This is a genomic window from Rhodococcus sp. 05-2255-3B1 (assembly GCF_002258545.1).
Classification (GTDB): domain Bacteria; phylum Actinomycetota; class Actinomycetes; order Mycobacteriales; family Mycobacteriaceae; genus Rhodococcoides.
The window spans coordinates 55,528-71,340 of the sequence record NZ_NOZC01000029.1; the positions used below are offsets into that span (position 1 = coordinate 55,528).

The following is a 15,813-nucleotide window of genomic DNA, read 5'->3' on the forward strand; positions in this document are numbered from 1 at the left end:
TGGTGTCCTTGTGAAGGACATCACATCACGACGGAGAGTGCGACGATCATGACTACCACCTCGCTGGTACAGCTGATAAAGGAATCTGGGACGGTGGTCCGCAACGAGACCTACTCGCCGCTGGTCGCCGACATCGACACGGCCGCGATGATGGACTTGTACCGAGATCTCGTGGTCGTTCGCCGCATCGACACCGAGGCGACCGCACTGCAGCGACAGGGCGAACTGGGGTTGTGGGCACCGCTGCTCGGTCAGGAAGCGGCGCAGGTCGGTTCGGCCCGCGCTCTCGACACCGAGGACTTCGTGTTCGCCAGTTACCGCGAGCACGGGGTCGCCTATTGCCGGGGCGTCGACCCGACGCAGATGCTGCGCTTCTGGCGCGGATCGACCCTCTCGGGCTGGGACCCGTACGAATACCGCATGACGACGCCGGCCATCATCGTCGGATCTCAGGGCCTGCACGCCACCGGGTACGCCATCGGTATGCAACTCGAGGGGGCCGAGGGCGCGGCCATCACCTACTTCGGCGACGGCGCGACCAGCCAGGGCGATATTTCCGAGGCACTCGGCTTCGCCGCGAGTTTCCACGCACCGGTGGTGTTCTTCTGCCAGAACAACCAGTGGGCCATCTCCGAACCGGTCACGGTGCAGACGAAGGCCACGATCGCCGCTCGCGGTGAGGGATACGGCATCCCGTCGGTGCGCGTGGACGGCAACGACGTTCTCGCCGTCCTGGCCGTCACCAGGGCGGCGCTCGCCCGCGCCCGCGAAGGTAGCGGCCCGACGCTCATCGAGGCCGTCACCTACCGCATGGGCCCGCACACCACCTCCGACGATCCGACGCGGTACCGCTCGGGTGCCACCGACGACGAATGGCGCGCCAAGGATCCGATCGATCGAATCGAGAAGTTGCTCAGGCGAATCGGCGTGTTCGACGACGCATTCGCCGCCTCGGTGAAGCGCACCGCCGACGAGGTCGCAGCCGAGCTTCGCCGCGGCTGCCTCGAAACCGTCGAGCCGACCGCGATGTCGGTGTTCGACAACGTCTACGCCGATCCCCACCCCCTACTCGACGACGAGCGCGCCCAATTCGCCTCGTACCAGGCCGGATTCGAAGGAGCTACGTCATGACCACCCTGGAACGGCCCACCAGTCTCCCGTTGGGCAAGGCCATCAATGCAGGTCTGCGACGAGCGATGGAGAACGACCCGAAGGTCCTGCTGATGGGCGAGGACATCGGCAAGCTCGGCGGTGTCTTCCGCATCACCGACGGCCTGCAGAAGGACTTCGGTCCCGGTCGAGTACTCGACATGCCGCTGGCGGAATCGGGGATCATCGGCACCGCCGTCGGCCTCGCGATGCGAGGCTTTCGGCCGGTGTGCGAGATTCAGTTCGACGGTTTCATCTATCCGGCGTTCGACCAGATCGTCTCGCAGGTGGCGAAGTTGCACTACCGCACCAGTGGCAACGTCAAGATTCCGATGACCATCCGGGTGCCCTACGGCGGCGGAATCGGTGCCGTGGAGCATCATTCGGAGTCTCCCGAAGGATACTTCGCGCAGACCGCGGGTCTTCGCGTGGTCACCTGCAGCAACGCCGCCGACGGCTACTCGATGATTCAGCAGGCCATCGCGAGCGACGATCCGGTGTTGTTCTTCGAGCCGAAGCGTCGGTACTGGGAGAAGAGCCCCATCGACCTCGATGCCGACGCGTCGTATCCGCTGCATCGGGCACGGGTGGTCACCGAAGGCACCGACGTCACCCTGATCGCGTACGGACCACTCGTCGCCACCGCACGCAAGGCCGCCGAAGTCGCTGCCCACGAGGGAGTGTCGATCGAGGTCATCGATCTCCGCTCGCTCTCGCCCATCGACTTCGAGACCATCGAGGCCTCGGTGCGCAAGACCGGGCGTCTCGTCGTCACCCATGAGGCACCGGTGTTCATGGGACTCGGTTCGGAGATCGCAGCTCGAATCTCCGAACGGTGCTTCTACAACCTCGAGGCGCCGGTGTTGCGCGTCGGTGGCTTCGGCACTCCGTACCCGGCATCGAAACTGGAGCGATTCTTCCTTCCCGATGTCGACCGGATTCTCGACGCAGTCGACCGCTGCCGCTCGCACTGACCTCGCGCTCACCGACCGCCGCCGATACGTACCGAACAGGATTCGACGATGCCCACCATCAAGAGCTTTCCGTTGCCCGACCTCGGGGAAGGACTCACCGAAGCCGATCTGCTGACCTGGCTCGTCGCCGTCGGTGACACCATCGAGCTGAATCAGAACATCGCCGAGGTCGAAACGGCCAAGGCCGCCGTCGAACTTCCCTCACCGTTCGCCGGGGTCGTTGCCGCCCTTCACGTGTCGGAGGGTGACACCGTCGAGGTCGGCGTACCGATCATCGACATCAGGGTCGGTGGCGACGACGAGGGCGGTGTCGAGCCGGAGCCTGCCGTTCCCGATGTGGACATGACGGTTCCCGCCGAAGACGGGGACGAGCGTGTTCCGGTTCTCGTCGGCTACGGCGTGGCGAAGGAAGGCTCCAGTCGACGCGGTGGCCGAGGTGCAGCACCGGCCACCCCGACACCGACCGGACAGAACGGGAAACCGCTGGCTGCGCCACCGGTGCGAAAGATGGCCAAGGACAACGCCGTCGACCTCGCCGAGGTGCCGGCCACCGGAGACCGCGGCGACGTCACCCGTGAGGACATCGACACCTACCTCGCGGGTGACAACCCGGTCGAGGAGCGGACAGCGGAACGGGCCGGTCGCGAAGAACGGACCCCGATCAAGGGAGTGCGCAAGCACACGGCGGAGGCGATGGTGCGCAGCGCGTTCACCGCTCCGCACGTCACCGAGTTCGTCACCGTCGACGTCACCGAAACTCTCACTCTGCTGGACTCCCTCCGTGCGTCCGCTCACTTCGCCGACGTTCGTCTGACCCCGCTGGCTCTGGTCGCCAAGGCGGTTCTCGTTGCGCTCAAATCGAATCCGTCGCTCAACTCCTCGTGGGACGAGACGAGTCAGGAGATAGTGACCAAGCATTACGTCAACCTCGGTATCGCCGCCGCGACTCCGCGCGGGCTGATGGTGCCGAACATCAAGGACGCTCACGAGAAGTCTCTGGTGGACATCGCCCGCGCGCTGTCGGATCTGACGCGGACGGCCAAGGAAGGCAAGAGCAGTCCTGCCGATCTCGCCGACGGCACGATCACCATCACCAACGTCGGGGTCTTCGGAGTCGACGCCGGTACGCCGATCCTCAACCCCGGCGAGGCTGCCATCCTCTGTTTCGGCTCGATTCGCCGCATGCCGTGGGAGCACGAGGGCCAGATCGCACTACGGTCGGTGACGACACTGTCGCTCTCGTTCGACCATCGCCTCGTCGACGGCCAGCAAGGATCGCAGTTTCTCGCGCTCGTCGGCCGGTTGTTGAGCAGCCCGGTGGATATGATCGCGCTGGGCTGATTTCCCGGCTCGTACCGTGTGAAGAAAAGGGGCTTGCGTGGCGGAAGCGATCGACACGCATTTCCTGGACCGGATTCGGGTCGCGGCGACGGGTGGGCCGGAGCTCGCCGATCCGGATCGTGTGCTGAGGTACTTCGATGCTCAGCTCGCCAGTCGGCACCTGGACTTCGCAGCCCGCTGGTTGCAATCGACGGGCTTCGGCTACTACACCATCGGATCGTCCGGGCACGAGTCGAATGCAGCGGTCGGTGCCGCGACGACGGTCACCGACCCGGCTCTGCTGCACTACCGCTCCGGCGGCTTCCATGCCGCACGCGCACAACAGCATTCGGGGTCGAATCCGATCCACGACGTGCTGGCCGGCTTGGTCGCCTCCACCCGCGACCCCATCTCCGGCGGGCGGCACAAGGTGTTCGGGCACCCCGATCTGGGCATCGTGCCGCAGACGTCCACCATCGGGTCGCAGGTCCCGCGCGCGGTCGGTCTGGCATTCGCGCTGGGGCGAGCGAAGGCGCTGCGCCACCGAACGCCATGGCCCGAGGACGCCATCGCGGTGTGCAGCTTCGGCGATGCCTCCGCCAATCATTCGACGACGGTGGGTGCGCTCAATTCGGCTGCGTACTGTGCCTACCAGTCGATTCCGATGCCGATCCTCCTCGTCTGCGAGGACAACGGCATCGGAATCAGTACCCGGTCACCGCGGGGCTGGATCGAGCGGTCGCTCAGCCGATTTCCGTCGATCGAGTACGTGCGAGCCGACGGGACCGACCCGGTCGCGCTGATGCGAACCGTGGACGCCGCTGTCGCCGCGGTGCGGTCGGGGCGTCGGCCGGTGATGGTGCATCTCGAGACGGTGCGGTTGATGGGCCACGCCGGATCCGACGCCGAGCTTGCGTACCGCACCAATGCGGACATCGTCGGCGACTATGCACGAGATCCGTTGCTCGCCTGCGCACGTGCGCTGATCGGGGCCGGTGTGCTCTCGGCAGCCGACGTCGAGGGCCGCTACGAGGCAATGCGCGAGACCGTGATGAGCGAGGCCGAGGCGATGGTCGAGTCGCTGCGGTCCGGGGCGTCGTCGCGCCTGGCCACCGCCGAGGCGGTGATGGCTCCGCTCACCGAACGGAGACCGATCGCGGTGGCCGCAACCGAGCAGAGCCTACGACCGGCACAGGGCGGGCCGCGGCTGACACTCGCCGCCATGATCAACAGGACGCTCACCGACATCATGGCGGCGCGGCCGGAGGTCCTGGTGTTCGGGGAGGACGTGGCCGTCAAGGGCGGCGTCTACGGAGTCACGAAGGGTTTGCGCAAGAAGTACGGCGCAGCAAGGGTTTTCGACACGCTTCTCGACGAGCAGACGGTGCTCGGCACCGCCCTCGGTGCTGCGCTGGCAGGATTCGTCCCGATACCCGAGATTCAGTATCTGGCGTACCTGCACAATGCCGAGGATCAGCTGCGTGGTGAGGCCGCGTCGCTCGAGTTCTTCTCCGATTCGCAGTTCAGCAACGGGATGGTCGTGCGCATCGCTGGTCTGGCGTATCAACGCGGTTTCGGCGGACACTTTCACAACGACAATGCGGTCGCTGTTCTGCGCGATATTCCGGGCATCGTGGTTGCGGTTCCGAGTTCGGCGGCCGAGGCCGCCGGTCTCTTGAGAACCTGTGTGGCACTGGCCGCGGAGGAGGGGCGAGTGTGCGTGTTTCTGGAGCCCATTGCGCTCTATCACCGCACCGATCTGCTCGACGGCGACGGAGAGTTGCGGTGCGCCGACGACGCGTCCGCCGAGTTCGCCACCACCGCAATCCATTCGGACGGTGACGATCTGGCCATCGTCACCTTCGGTAACGGGGTGGTGATGAGCAGGCGTGCGGCATCGAGGTTGCGTGAGCGCGGGATCGGCGCGACGATCGTCGATCTGCGCTGGATCGTTCCGCTGCCGGTCGACGACCTTCTGCGCCGGCTCGACGGCTTCGATCGCGTGTTGATCGCCGACGAGACCCGGCACGACGGGGGAGTGGGAGAAGGCGTCGTGACGGCGCTCGTCGAGGGTGGCTACGCGGGTACGGTCCGCCGAGTGGCGAGCAAGAATTCGTTCGTACCGCTGGGTGCCGCAGCCGATCTCGTCCTCCTGTCGGAAGACGAGATCGTCTCTGCGGCGTTGGAGATGGTCGAATCGGATTGACTCAGTGCACCGGCTGTACGGGAGCGACCTCGTCGACATCCTTGCGTGCCGGAGCGCGGATGAAGAACGACGCCGCCACCGCCATTAGAGATACCGCGCCGCCGTAGAGGAACGCGGCATGGATGCCGGCCTCCGAACCGCCGAGCTGGGTTGCGCCGTCGGAGATTCGGGCCGCCGCGGTGTTCGACATCACGGTGACGAAGAGCGCGGTTCCGGCAGCGCCTGCCAACTGCTGCACCGTGTTGAAGATTGCGCTTCCGTGCGAGTACAGCGGGGTGGGCAGCGAACCCAGTGCCGATGTCATCAGTGGCGTCATGATGAAGGCGAGTCCCGCCGAGAGAAGCATGTGGATGCCGATCACCACAGGCAGGGCGGTCTGCGCGTCGAGCACGGTCATCGACCACAGGGCGGCGCTCATCACGATGGCTCCAGGAATCACCAACGGGCGCGGCCCGACTCGGTCGAAGATGCGGCCGACGAACGGAGCGAGCAGGCCCATCAGCAATCCGCCGGGGAGCAGCATCAGGCCGGTGTCGAGTGTGTCGAGGCCGCGGACGTTCTGCAGGTACATCGGCAGCAGGATCAGCGCACCGAACAGGGCCATCATCGAGATCGCGATCATGCCGAGGCCGATGCTGAACGTGGTGGTGCGGAACGGTCGCATGTCCAACAGTGCGCCGCCACGGTCCTGGCGCGAGATCTGACGCAGCACGAACACCAGCAGTGCGATCACACCGACCGCCATTGGTAGCCATACCGGTACCACCGATTCTTCGGCCGAATGTCCCAGGCTGCTCAGGCCGTAGACGATGCCGCCGAACGCCAACGCGGACAACACCACCGATGGGGGATCGAACGAAGGCCGACCGGTTTGCGTCACGTTCTTCACCAGCGTGGTACCGATCGCGAATGCGATCAGTGCGATGGGGAGAACGAGCCAGAACATCCAACGCCAGTTCAGCGAATCGAGGATGACTCCCGAGATCGTCGGGCCGACGGCCGGAGCGACGGCGATGACGATCGAGATGATTCCCATCATCGCGCCGCGCTTGTGCGCAGGGACGACGGTGAGCACCGTCGTCATGAGCAACGGCAACATGATGGCCGTGCCGCTGGCCTGGGTGATGCGTCCGAGCAGGAGTAGCTCGAAGCCCGGGGCGGATGCCGCGAGCAGCGTGCCGACGGTGAACAGCGTCATCGCTGCCACGAAGACCTGACGCAACGTGAATCTCTGGAACAGATACCCCGTGATGGGAATGACCACGGCCATGGTCAGCAGGAATCCGGTGGTGAGCCACTGCGCCGTCGTTGCCGTGATGCTCAGGTCGACCATCAGGGTAGGGAGCGCCACGCTCATGATCGTCTCGTTGAGGATCATGACGAACGCTGCGATGACGAGGATGCCGATCAGCAACTTGCTTCCCGGCGCGAGCTGCGCGTCGGGTGCGTGGTCGGTCTCAGGTGTGGTCATGTGTCGGGAACTTTCGCGTATGGGTTCAAGTGTGGAGAAAAGGTCGTGCTGCGACAGCCTGACTCATTGTGACAGTGACTGTCAACTTGAACATTGCTGGTAAGTTGACGGCGAGAATACGAAGAAGTAGGCGATGGGTGGAGGACAATGAGCGAGCACGTGCCGGACCTGCGAGAGCGACGTCGCCGGGAAACCCAGCTCGAGATCACCCGTGCCGCGCTCGAACTGTTCGAGACGCAGGGTTGCGCAGCAACGACGGTCGACCAAATCGCACGTCGGGCCGGAGTATCGCCCAGCACGTTCTTTCGTAGCTTCGCATCCAAGGAAGAGTCGGTTCTCGGGCTCGCCCCGGAGTTCGAGCTCGACATCGACGCCTGGCTGGCATCGACGGCCCCCGCGAACATAACCCTTGCAGCTATCGAAGCACTGTACGAGCGATCCGTCGAACGATTATCCGCGGCACCGCACGAAGCGCGAGATCGACTACTGCGTACCCGACGGCTGATCGGGCGCGACGATCACCTGCGGTCCGCCGCCTTCGCGACCGACGCCATGACGCTGTGTCGCGTCACCGACTCGGTGGCCGCCAAGCTCGATGGCCACGAATCACGTTCGTACGCACGATTGCTGATCGAGGGTGCCGGGATGGCCATGCGAATCGCCTTCGACGACTGGGCCGAGCGCATCGATGCCGGGCAGGACGCCGACCTGGTGGATATCTACCGAACCACGCTGCGCGATCTACGACGCGTAGTCGCCGGATGACGGTAGACGTCGTGAGTGGAACTTCGTAGCAGGGGTCGCGTTTTCGTGCACGTGGCGCGAAGCGCCTCTCACCCGAAGCGCTGCGGAGCCAAGTCTTCCGCCCGCAGTCCGCGCGCAGTCACGTCGATCGGAAGCGGTTCTCCGCGAACGATTGCCGCGCCGACTCGTGCCAGTGCCGCACAGGTCTGGATTCCGTACCCACCCTGACCTGCGCACCAGAAGAAGCCTTCGATGCTCGGGTCGAAGCCCACGACCGGGGTGCGATCGGGAACGAAACTGCGCAGACCCGCCCAGGACGAGCGCAGATGCCGGCCCGTCAGTGTGGTGGCCTCGGCGATGTCGTCGAACGCCCGCGCGATCTCCAACTCGTCGGGGCGCGCGTCACTCGGCTCGGTGGGCGTCTCGTCTGCAGGGGAGCACAAGAGTTGTGTGCCTTCGGGTTTGATGTAGAACTTCTCGTCCATATCGCTCAACGTCGCCAGATTCGCGGTGTCGAGATCGTCGGGCGCGGCGACCATGAACACCGACCGACGCATCGGGACGAGTCCGATAGGATCGGCACCCGCCATGCCGCCCACGACGTCCGCCCACGCGCCTGCTGCGTCGACGACGAGGGGAGCAGTGTGGACCGACCCGTCCGTGGTGTGCACGTGCCACAGTCCGTCGACGCGTCCGAGCTGCGTCACGCCTGTCCCGGTGTGGACCTGTCCACCTCGATCGCGCAACCCCCGTACGAAACCCTGGTGCAGCGCGTGGACGTCGACCTCCATCGAATGTGGTTCGTAGAGTGCACAATCGATCAGGTCGGGGCGCAGCGGCGGGAAGAGTGTGCGCGCGTCGGACGGGGTGACCAATCGGGCGTCGGGTGTCAGTCGGCTGACGTCCGCATACATTGCCTCGAGCGCGTCGCCTCGCCCGATGGCCGCGAACTGCAACAGCGGACGCGGGGCCAGCAGCTCGGTTCGGAAGTGCTCCGGCGGGTCGACCAGAAAGGCCCGGCTGGCCGTCGTCAGGGCCCGAATGGTGCTGTTGCCGTAGGTTTCCAGGAACAGAGCGGCCGAACGTCCGGTGGTGTGGAAGGCCAGGGTCGATTCGCGCTCGAGCAGTGTGACGCCTCGGTCGCTCGCGAGTTCGTAGCCGAGCGAGACACCCCCGATTCCGCCGCCGATCACGATGACGTCGGTGGAGTTCCGTTCCCGCTCGGACGTGGTCATGGATTGCTCCCGTTCGTTGTCTCTGCGGTCCACTGCGCGCCGGGTCCGATCGCCTCGTCGAAGATCAGCCAGGTTCGCGTCGACAGTATCCCGTCGAGTCCCTGCAGTTTGTCGAGCACCAGGTGTCGTAGCGCCGAGGTGTCCGGAGCTCGCACCAGAACGAGGGCGTCGAAGTCGCCGCCCATGAGGCTGACGTGTTCGACGAAGGGGAAGGTGCTCAGATCGTCGGCGACGGCGCGCCAGGAATCCTGCCGAATGGACAATGCCACATACGCCGACGCGCCGAACCCCGCTTTCTCGTAGGCGATGCGTGCGGTGAATCCCTCGATGACCCCTTCGTCGACGAGACGGTCGACGCGCACGTAGGCGTGTGCTCGCGAGATGTGGGTGGCCTCGGCCAGGGCGCGCATGGACATTCGGCCGTCACGGCTGAGCTCGGTGACGATACGTCGGTCCACATCGTCGAGCTCGTATTCCTTCTGTGCCATCCGTCCACTCCAGCCGGTTCGTCAGGGGTCTGTGTGGACGAATTGTCACATTGTTTCCAGCATCGAACCATCGATCTCTGATTCGGCTCCCGATTTGAATGTCGGTCCATATGGCCGCACTCTGTGTAGAACACATCGATCCGCGACGAACACGCGCAGGAGGGGTACCGCATGACCACGACCGACACGCTCGATCACGTCACGACCTCGGTCGCGCGACGCGTTCGTCGGGGATACGAAGCCGACTTCGTGGAGTGGACCGATCGCGGCATGGACATCGTCCGAACCTTTCCCGGATTTCTCGGGGGCGGTTGGCTGCGCAGTTCCGGCGATTCCAACGACTACCACGTGGTGTATCGCTTCGAGACACACGCCGACCTCGACGCCTGGCTGCGCTCGGATGCCAGGCGCACCTGGCTCGGCACCGGCCGCCCCATCGCCGACGACGTTGCGACACATCGACTCTCCGGTGTGGAGGGATGGTTCGAGCCGCAGTCCAACCTCACCGACGCCGTCCGGGTGATCGGTGGTCCGCCGCCGCGGTGGAAGCAGGCAGTCTCGATCGGGGTTGCCTTCTACGCCGTCAGTCTGCTCGTCAACATCGTTGTGACGCCACACCTGACCGACCTGAACGTGGCCCTGCGTACCGCGCTGGTGGTGCTGATGTGCACGCCGCTGATGGTGTATGTGGTGATGCCGTTCGTCACTGCTCGGCTGCGTCGCTGGCTGGTACCGCGCTCGTAGCCTCGCTTTCGATAGGGTCGAACCCATGCCCGACGCCCCGGTACACGATCAATTCGCCCTCGACGGGGCCTGGAACTTCCGTGATCTCGGCGGTGTGCGCACCACGGACGGGGCGACGGTTCGGCCTGGATTGTTCTATCGCGCTTCCGAATTGAGCGCGCTGTCCGAGAGCGGTCAGCGTTCTGTCGGTGACCTCGGGATCCGCACGGTGTTCGATTTTCGTAGCGGTTCGGAGATCGATCGCAGTGGCGCGGACCGAGTTCCGCCGGGCGTCGAGTCGATCTCGGTTCCCTTCGAGATCGTTCGAGGAGTGCGCGCCCCCCACGAAGCTCCCATGCAGGACGAGCGGAGCCAAGTCGAGTACATGATGCGGGCGTACGCGTCCTTCTCGGCTCTCGACGGGGCATCGCACGCGATCAAGCGGGTGGTCGACGCGATCGTCGAGGGGCGCGGTGGCGTCCTGGTGCACTGCGCAGCGGGCAAGGATCGGGCCGGGTGGACCGTCGCGACGGTGTTGCGGGCGGCCGGTGTCAGCGAGGACGACATCGTCGCGGACTACCTACGCAGCAACGACGGGATCGAGCCCCTACTCGCTCACGTGCGCCGAACCTGGGTGGGGGCGGCCGACACGGAGGTCCGACCCACCGAGGCGATACTGGGAGTTCGCGCGTCCTACCTGGAGCACGGGCTGGACGTCATGAAGTCGACACACGGATCGTTCGACGGGTACCTGACGCACCTGGGTATCGATCGGGACCTCCGGCATCGCCTGACCGCCGCCCTCTTGAACGACTGAGCGGTAGCCTCGCCCCATGCGTATCGGACATACCGCCCCGGATTTCGAGCTACCGGACCATTCCGGGGAACTGCGTGCGCTGACCGACCTGACTGCGTCGGGCCCGGTCGTTCTGTTCTTCTACCCGGCGGCCAACAGCCCCATCTGCACGGCCGAAGCGTGTCATTTCAGGGACTTGGGCACGGAGTTCGAGAGATTCGGCGCGCAACGTGTCGGCATCAGTACCGACACCCGAGATCGCAACCAGCATTTCGCGCTGCAGAGGTCGTTCGACTATCCGTTGCTGTCCGACTCCGACGGTGCGGTGGCCGAGCAGTTCGGAGTGCGACGAGGCGGGTGGTTCACCCGGCGGCGTCGGCTTCGTGAGCTCGAACGCGGGCGGGCGCATGCAGCCAACCGTGGGTACCTGCGGCAGCTACTGTCCGTGAAGCGGACGACATTCGTGATCGATCGGAACCGAGTGGTGCGGATGGTGGTGCAGAGCGAACGCGGTCACGTACATGCGACCAAGGCGTTGGAGTACCTGCGCTACCTGTCGTGAAGGGCTGTTCTCGCTATTCGTTCGCGCCGCTGAACAGGGCGGTGTAGACGGCAGGCTTCGATGTTTCGGCGTGCGCATCGGTCGATGCGTCGTCGGGATGGCTGAAGAGCGCCTCGTTCTTGTCCTTGTGTTCCATTCCCCGAGCATGCCCCTGATTCGCGGCAATAGCCACTCGCCGCGCGGGCTGTCCGGGCTCGGCCGGGTGGGATACTGCTCGAGTGCCCGATGAATCCCTGTTCGACGCCCTTCGTCGCGAGCCCGACGCCGAGGCACCCAACCTTCACGCCGTCGACGCCGCGGACCGCCTCGTCCTCGATACCGTCGACGAACTGACCGGAATCGACAGGACCAGGCCGATCGCGGTGATCGGCGACCGGTACGGAGCCCTGACCCTCGGGGCCGCCTCTGTCGGGTTCTCCGCGATACGCGTGCATCAGGACGCCGTCACCGGAGTGCGCGCGCTCGAGCTGAACGCCGCGCGGGTCTCGATGGCCGGGACTTACACCCAGCACGCGCTCGGTGCCGAACTGCTCGACGGTGTCGGCGTGGTGCTGATGCAGTTGCCGCGAGGTCTGGCCGAACTCACCGAGATCGCCGAGCACATCGCCGCACACGCATCGTCGGACGTCGTCGTCCTCGCGGGGGGACGAGACAAGCACATGACCCCGGCGATGAACGACGTCCTGCGGAAGTCGTTCGAGACGGTGACGGCCGGCCGCGGACGACAGAAGGCCCGAGTGCTCACCGCACGCGGGGCGGTGGCGTCGGGAATGACGTATCCGGTGAGCAAGAGGATCGCCGACCTGGACTTGACGGTGGTGGCGCACGGTGCAGTGTTCGCGGGTGCGGGCCTCGACATCGGGACCAGGTATCTGCTCGAGTTCGTTCCGAAGATGCTCCCGCGAGCTCGGGTTGCCGTCGACTTGGGCTGTGGCACAGGAATTCTCGCAACCGAATTGGCGCGCACCAGGCCCGACCTCGAGGTGATCGCCACCGACCGCTCGTCCGCAGCGATTGCATCGGCGGCGGCCACGGCCGAGGCCAACGGGACGCGTGTGTCGGTGCTCGCCGACGATGCGATGTCCACGGTCGAATCGGAGTCGGTCGATCTGGTGGTGTGCAACCCGCCCTTCCACGAGGGTGCTGCGGTGCACACGGGCGGCGCGAGCAAGTTGTTCGCGGCGGCGGGCCGCGTGCTGAGGCCGGGAGGACAACTGTGGACGGTGTTCAACACCCATCTGAACTATCGGCGCGAACTGGCCGACGCCGTCGGCCCCACCGACCTGATGGGGCGCAACGGCAAGTTCACCGTTGCTCGCTCGGTGCGTCCGAGCGAGCAACGGTAGACGGTCAGGTGACCGGGCCGCCGTCTTCGGGAGCTCCGTCGATCTGTCCCCGGTTGCGTCCGAGGTCCTCGACGAGAGTGCCTTCGACTATTTCGGCCTGACGCTGGCCTTCTGCGTAATCGACGTCCGGATCCTCGTCGGATTCCTCGATGACGTGGTCGACCAGTTCCTCGGTCAACTCGTCGTCGGGGGTCTCGGTGATCGGGCGGTCGAGATCGTCTTCGACGGCGATGTCGGGTTCTTCCTCGCTGAGCTTGAGGTCCAGACTCTCGCCCTCGGCTGCTTCGCGAGCAGTGGTGCCGAAGCTGTTGGCCTCGCTCCAGTGATCGGGGGGATCGACCACGGTGTCGCCGTCGTCGTTGCGCACCTCGTCGGAGTCGACGCTCTCGCTGGGGTCCAAGGTCTGGTCGGGTCCGTCTTCGATTGCCATTTCCTCATAGTGCCCGTTTCGATTCGGTGTCACACACGCCGTCGTCTCCGCGTGTCGAGCCCCCACCCGGTAGAGTCCGATTTGTCCGTCGTAGAAGTTCTCCTCCTGGGAACTTTTGTCCGGATGTCAGACGTTCTACTGATGACCGACGGGGAGATCCCCGGTGGGGATCAGAACTTACGAAGGGAAGAGACACGGTGCGCACCTCCAGCAACCCGGTGTTCCGCAACCTGCCCAAGCAGCAGGGCGGCGGCTACGCCACATTCGGATCTGCGACGGCTGGAGCCTCGCAGGCCGCCACCTTCGGCCAGCATCCCGGAACGCAGGCCGACCCGTACACCACCCAGCCCGCACAGCGGGCCATGACCATCGACGACGTGGTCACCAAGACCGGCATCACCCTCGGTGTGCTGAGCGTCACGGCGATCATCTCGTACCTGCTGGTCTCCAACAACACCGCGTTGGCCGCTCCGTTTGTCATCGGCGGTGGCTTGATCGGCTTCGGCCTGGTCATGTTCGCGACCTTCGGTCGCAAGATGGACAACAAGGCCATCGTCCTCGCCTACGCCGCAGCGGAAGGCGTGTTCCTCGGCGCACTGTCGCTGATGTTCACCGGTGTCGCGTTCGGTGGGGTCGGCGGATCGGCCCTCATCGGTCAGGCCGTCCTCGGCACGTTCGGCGTGTTCTTCGGCATGCTGATCGTCTACAAGACCGGCGCGATCCGCGTGACCCCACGCCTGACCCGCATGGTCGTCGGTGCCCTCATCGGTGTCGTCGTCCTCATGCTCGGAAACCTCGTCGCCAGCTTCTTCATGGAGGACGGTTTCGGTCTTCGTTCCGGCGGACCGCTGGCCATCATCTTCAGCCTCGTCTGCATCGGCATCGCCGCGTTCAGCTTCCTGCTCGACTTCGACCAGGCCGATCAGCTGATCCGCGCACAGGCACCGGAGAAGGCAGCCTGGGGCGTCGCCCTCGGTCTGACCATCACGTTGGTCTGGCTGTACGTCGAGATCCTGCGACTGCTGAGCTACTTCCAGAACGACTAGTACTCACGAGAAAAGCCCCGCCACTCCTTCGGGAGAGGCGGGGCTTTTCTCGTTGTGCTGTCTCGGATCAGCTGAGACGTTCCAGCACCATGGCCATGCCCATGCCGCCGCCGACGCACATGGTCTCGACGCCGAACGTCTCGTCGTGTGTCGTCAGGTTGTTGAGCAGCGTGGTGGTGATCCGGGCACCGGTCATACCGAACGGGTGGCCGATGGCGATGGCACCGCCGGAGACGTTGAGCTTGTCCTCCTCGATGCCGAGGTCGCGCGCCGAACCGAGGACCTGCACCGCGAAGGCCTCGTTGATCTCGAACAGGTCGATGTCGGAGATCGACATGCCCGCGATCTTCAGCGCCTTGCGGGTGGCCTCGATCGGTCCGAGGCCCATGATCTCGGGAGAGGTGCCGGTGACGCCGGTGGAGACGATGCGCGCCAGCGGGGTCAGGCCCAGTTCCTTGGCCTTGGTGTCGCTCATGATGACGAGCGCTGCTGCGCCGTCGTTCAGCGGGCAGGCGTTGCCGGCAGTGATCGTGCCGTTGGGTCGGAAGACCGGCTTGAGCTGGCTGATCTTCTCGTACGTTGTGCCGGCGCGAGGGCCGTCGTCGGTGCTGACCACGGTGCCGTCGGCGAGGGTCACCGGGGTGATCTCCCGCTCGAAGAATCCGGCGTTGATGGCCTCTTCGGCGCGGTTCTGGCTGCGCACGCCCCAGTGGTCCTGGTCCTCGCGGGTGATGCCGGTCAGAAGCGCGACATTCTCGGCCGTCTGGCCCATCGCGATGTACGCGTCGGGCAGTTCGCCGTTCTCGCGGGGGTCGGTCCAGCTGTCCGCGCCCTCTTCCTGTGCCTTCTTGGTACGGGCCTCGGCGTCGGCGAAGATCGGGTTGTGGCTCTCGGGGAGCGAGTCGGAGCTGCCGTGAACGAAGCTGGACACGCTCTCGACACCGGCCGAGATGAACACGTCACCTTCGCCCGCCTTGATCGCGTGCAGCGCCATGCGGGTGGTCTGCAGCGAGGACGAACAGTATCGCGTGATCGTCGTTCCGGGCAGGGAGTCGTAGCCGAGCTGAACCGCGACGATGCGAGCGAGGTTGTTGCCCTGCATGCCGCCGGGCAGTCCGCAGCCCAGAAGCAGGTCGTCGATGTCCTTCGGGTCGAGCGAGGGCACCTTGGCCAGCGCAGCGGCGACCATCTGAGCGGTGAGGTCGTCGGGGCGAATGTCCTTGAGCGACCCCTTCATCGCCCTGCCGATCGGTGAGCGCGCGGTGGCGACGATGACTGCCTCTGGCATGAGATCTCCTTCGAATCGATACTGCGTACCTGCTT

The 15,813-nt window shown here is 65.4% G+C and carries 16 protein-coding genes; 10 read left to right on the plus strand and 6 right to left on the minus strand.

Annotated features, from left to right (window positions below):
* Nucleotides 1–48: 48 nt before the first annotated feature.
* Genes pdhA through CH249_RS16935 form a run of 4 tightly spaced genes read left to right on the plus strand, consistent with a single transcriptional unit; the run spans nucleotide 49 to nucleotide 5,649 of the window.
* Entirely contained in the window at nucleotides 49–1,131 is a 1,083-nt protein-coding gene (gene pdhA / locus CH249_RS16920; RefSeq protein WP_032397601.1) for a pyruvate dehydrogenase (acetyl-transferring) E1 component subunit alpha, read from the plus strand.
* Nucleotides 1,128–2,123 (plus strand): alpha-ketoacid dehydrogenase subunit beta, encoded by a 996-nt coding sequence (locus tag CH249_RS16925; protein ID WP_032397600.1) that lies wholly within the window; start codon nucleotides 1,128–1,130, stop codon nucleotides 2,121–2,123. The genes pdhA and CH249_RS16925 overlap by 4 nt, the downstream gene beginning before the upstream one ends.
* A gap of 48 nt (nucleotides 2,124–2,171) precedes the next feature.
* On the plus strand, nucleotides 2,172–3,464 hold the full coding sequence (locus CH249_RS16930; protein WP_094681563.1) for a dihydrolipoamide acetyltransferase family protein: 1,293 nt from the start codon (nucleotides 2,172–2,174) through the stop codon (nucleotides 3,462–3,464).
* A 37-nt stretch (nucleotides 3,465–3,501) separates the two neighbouring features.
* The gene (locus CH249_RS16935; RefSeq protein ID WP_094681564.1) at nucleotides 3,502–5,649 is read left to right on the plus strand and encodes a thiamine pyrophosphate-dependent enzyme; all 2,148 of its coding nucleotides are present in this window, start codon (nucleotides 3,502–3,504) and stop codon (nucleotides 5,647–5,649) included.
* Between the two features lies 1 nt (nucleotide 5,650).
* On the opposite strand, the gene CH249_RS16940 is transcribed toward CH249_RS16935, so the two are convergent.
* Nucleotides 5,651–7,120 carry an MDR family MFS transporter gene (locus tag CH249_RS16940; protein WP_094681565.1) on the minus strand — a complete coding sequence of 490 codons (1,470 nt, stop codon included), beginning with the start codon at nucleotides 7,118–7,120 and terminating at the stop codon, nucleotides 5,651–5,653.
* 147 nt (nucleotides 7,121–7,267) lie between these two features.
* On the opposite strand from CH249_RS16940, the gene CH249_RS16945 reads away from it, so the two are divergent.
* A complete protein-coding gene (locus tag CH249_RS16945) occupies nucleotides 7,268–7,885 on the plus strand; it encodes a TetR/AcrR family transcriptional regulator (protein WP_032397596.1) in 618 nt (205 codons plus the stop codon).
* Nucleotides 7,886–7,953: 68 nt separating this feature from the next.
* On the opposite strand, the gene CH249_RS16950 is transcribed toward CH249_RS16945, so the two are convergent.
* Nucleotides 7,954–9,099 (minus strand): FAD-binding oxidoreductase, encoded by a 1,146-nt coding sequence (locus tag CH249_RS16950; RefSeq protein WP_094681566.1) that lies wholly within the window; start codon nucleotides 9,097–9,099, stop codon nucleotides 7,954–7,956.
* Complete coding sequence (locus CH249_RS16955; protein WP_094629356.1) at nucleotides 9,096–9,587, minus strand: Lrp/AsnC family transcriptional regulator; 492 nt, start codon at nucleotides 9,585–9,587, stop codon at nucleotides 9,096–9,098. The genes CH249_RS16950 and CH249_RS16955 overlap by 4 nt, the downstream gene beginning before the upstream one ends.
* A gap of 171 nt (nucleotides 9,588–9,758) precedes the next feature.
* Here CH249_RS16955 and CH249_RS16960 point away from each other — a divergent pair, with 171 nt between their 5' ends.
* From CH249_RS16960 to CH249_RS16970, 3 genes are read left to right on the plus strand one after another with little or no spacing between them, the layout of a single operon-like run.
* Nucleotides 9,759–10,331, plus strand: coding sequence for an antibiotic biosynthesis monooxygenase (locus CH249_RS16960; protein ID WP_094681567.1), 573 nt, complete (start codon nucleotides 9,759–9,761; stop codon nucleotides 10,329–10,331).
* A 25-nt stretch (nucleotides 10,332–10,356) separates the two neighbouring features.
* Nucleotides 10,357–11,127: a tyrosine-protein phosphatase gene (locus tag CH249_RS16965; RefSeq protein ID WP_094681568.1), complete on the plus strand. Its 771-nt coding sequence runs from the start codon at nucleotides 10,357–10,359 to the stop codon at nucleotides 11,125–11,127.
* A gap of 16 nt (nucleotides 11,128–11,143) precedes the next feature.
* Complete coding sequence (locus tag CH249_RS16970; RefSeq protein WP_032397591.1) at nucleotides 11,144–11,668, plus strand: peroxiredoxin; 525 nt, start codon at nucleotides 11,144–11,146, stop codon at nucleotides 11,666–11,668.
* Nucleotides 11,669–11,681: 13 nt separating this feature from the next.
* Here the strand turns inward: CH249_RS16970 and CH249_RS28505 are convergent, their stop codons facing one another.
* Nucleotides 11,682–11,804, minus strand: coding sequence for a hypothetical protein (locus CH249_RS28505; protein ID WP_254923930.1), 123 nt, complete (start codon nucleotides 11,802–11,804; stop codon nucleotides 11,682–11,684).
* 82 nt (nucleotides 11,805–11,886) lie between these two features.
* On the opposite strand from CH249_RS28505, the gene CH249_RS16975 reads away from it, so the two are divergent.
* Nucleotides 11,887–13,014: a methyltransferase gene (locus CH249_RS16975; RefSeq protein ID WP_045196032.1), complete on the plus strand. Its 1,128-nt coding sequence runs from the start codon at nucleotides 11,887–11,889 to the stop codon at nucleotides 13,012–13,014.
* A 4-nt stretch (nucleotides 13,015–13,018) separates the two neighbouring features.
* On the opposite strand, the gene CH249_RS16980 is transcribed toward CH249_RS16975, so the two are convergent.
* Nucleotides 13,019–13,444 (minus strand): hypothetical protein, encoded by a 426-nt coding sequence (locus tag CH249_RS16980; RefSeq protein ID WP_032397589.1) that lies wholly within the window; start codon nucleotides 13,442–13,444, stop codon nucleotides 13,019–13,021.
* 197 nt (nucleotides 13,445–13,641) lie between these two features.
* Between CH249_RS16980 and CH249_RS16985 the strand changes: the two genes are divergently transcribed.
* Nucleotides 13,642–14,490, plus strand: coding sequence for a Bax inhibitor-1/YccA family protein (locus tag CH249_RS16985; RefSeq protein ID WP_032397588.1), 849 nt, complete (start codon nucleotides 13,642–13,644; stop codon nucleotides 14,488–14,490).
* 67 nt (nucleotides 14,491–14,557) lie between these two features.
* On the opposite strand, the gene CH249_RS16990 is transcribed toward CH249_RS16985, so the two are convergent.
* Nucleotides 14,558–15,778 carry an acetyl-CoA C-acetyltransferase gene (locus CH249_RS16990; protein ID WP_094681569.1) on the minus strand — a complete coding sequence of 407 codons (1,221 nt, stop codon included), beginning with the start codon at nucleotides 15,776–15,778 and terminating at the stop codon, nucleotides 14,558–14,560.
* Between the last annotated feature and the right edge of the window lie 35 nt (nucleotides 15,779–15,813).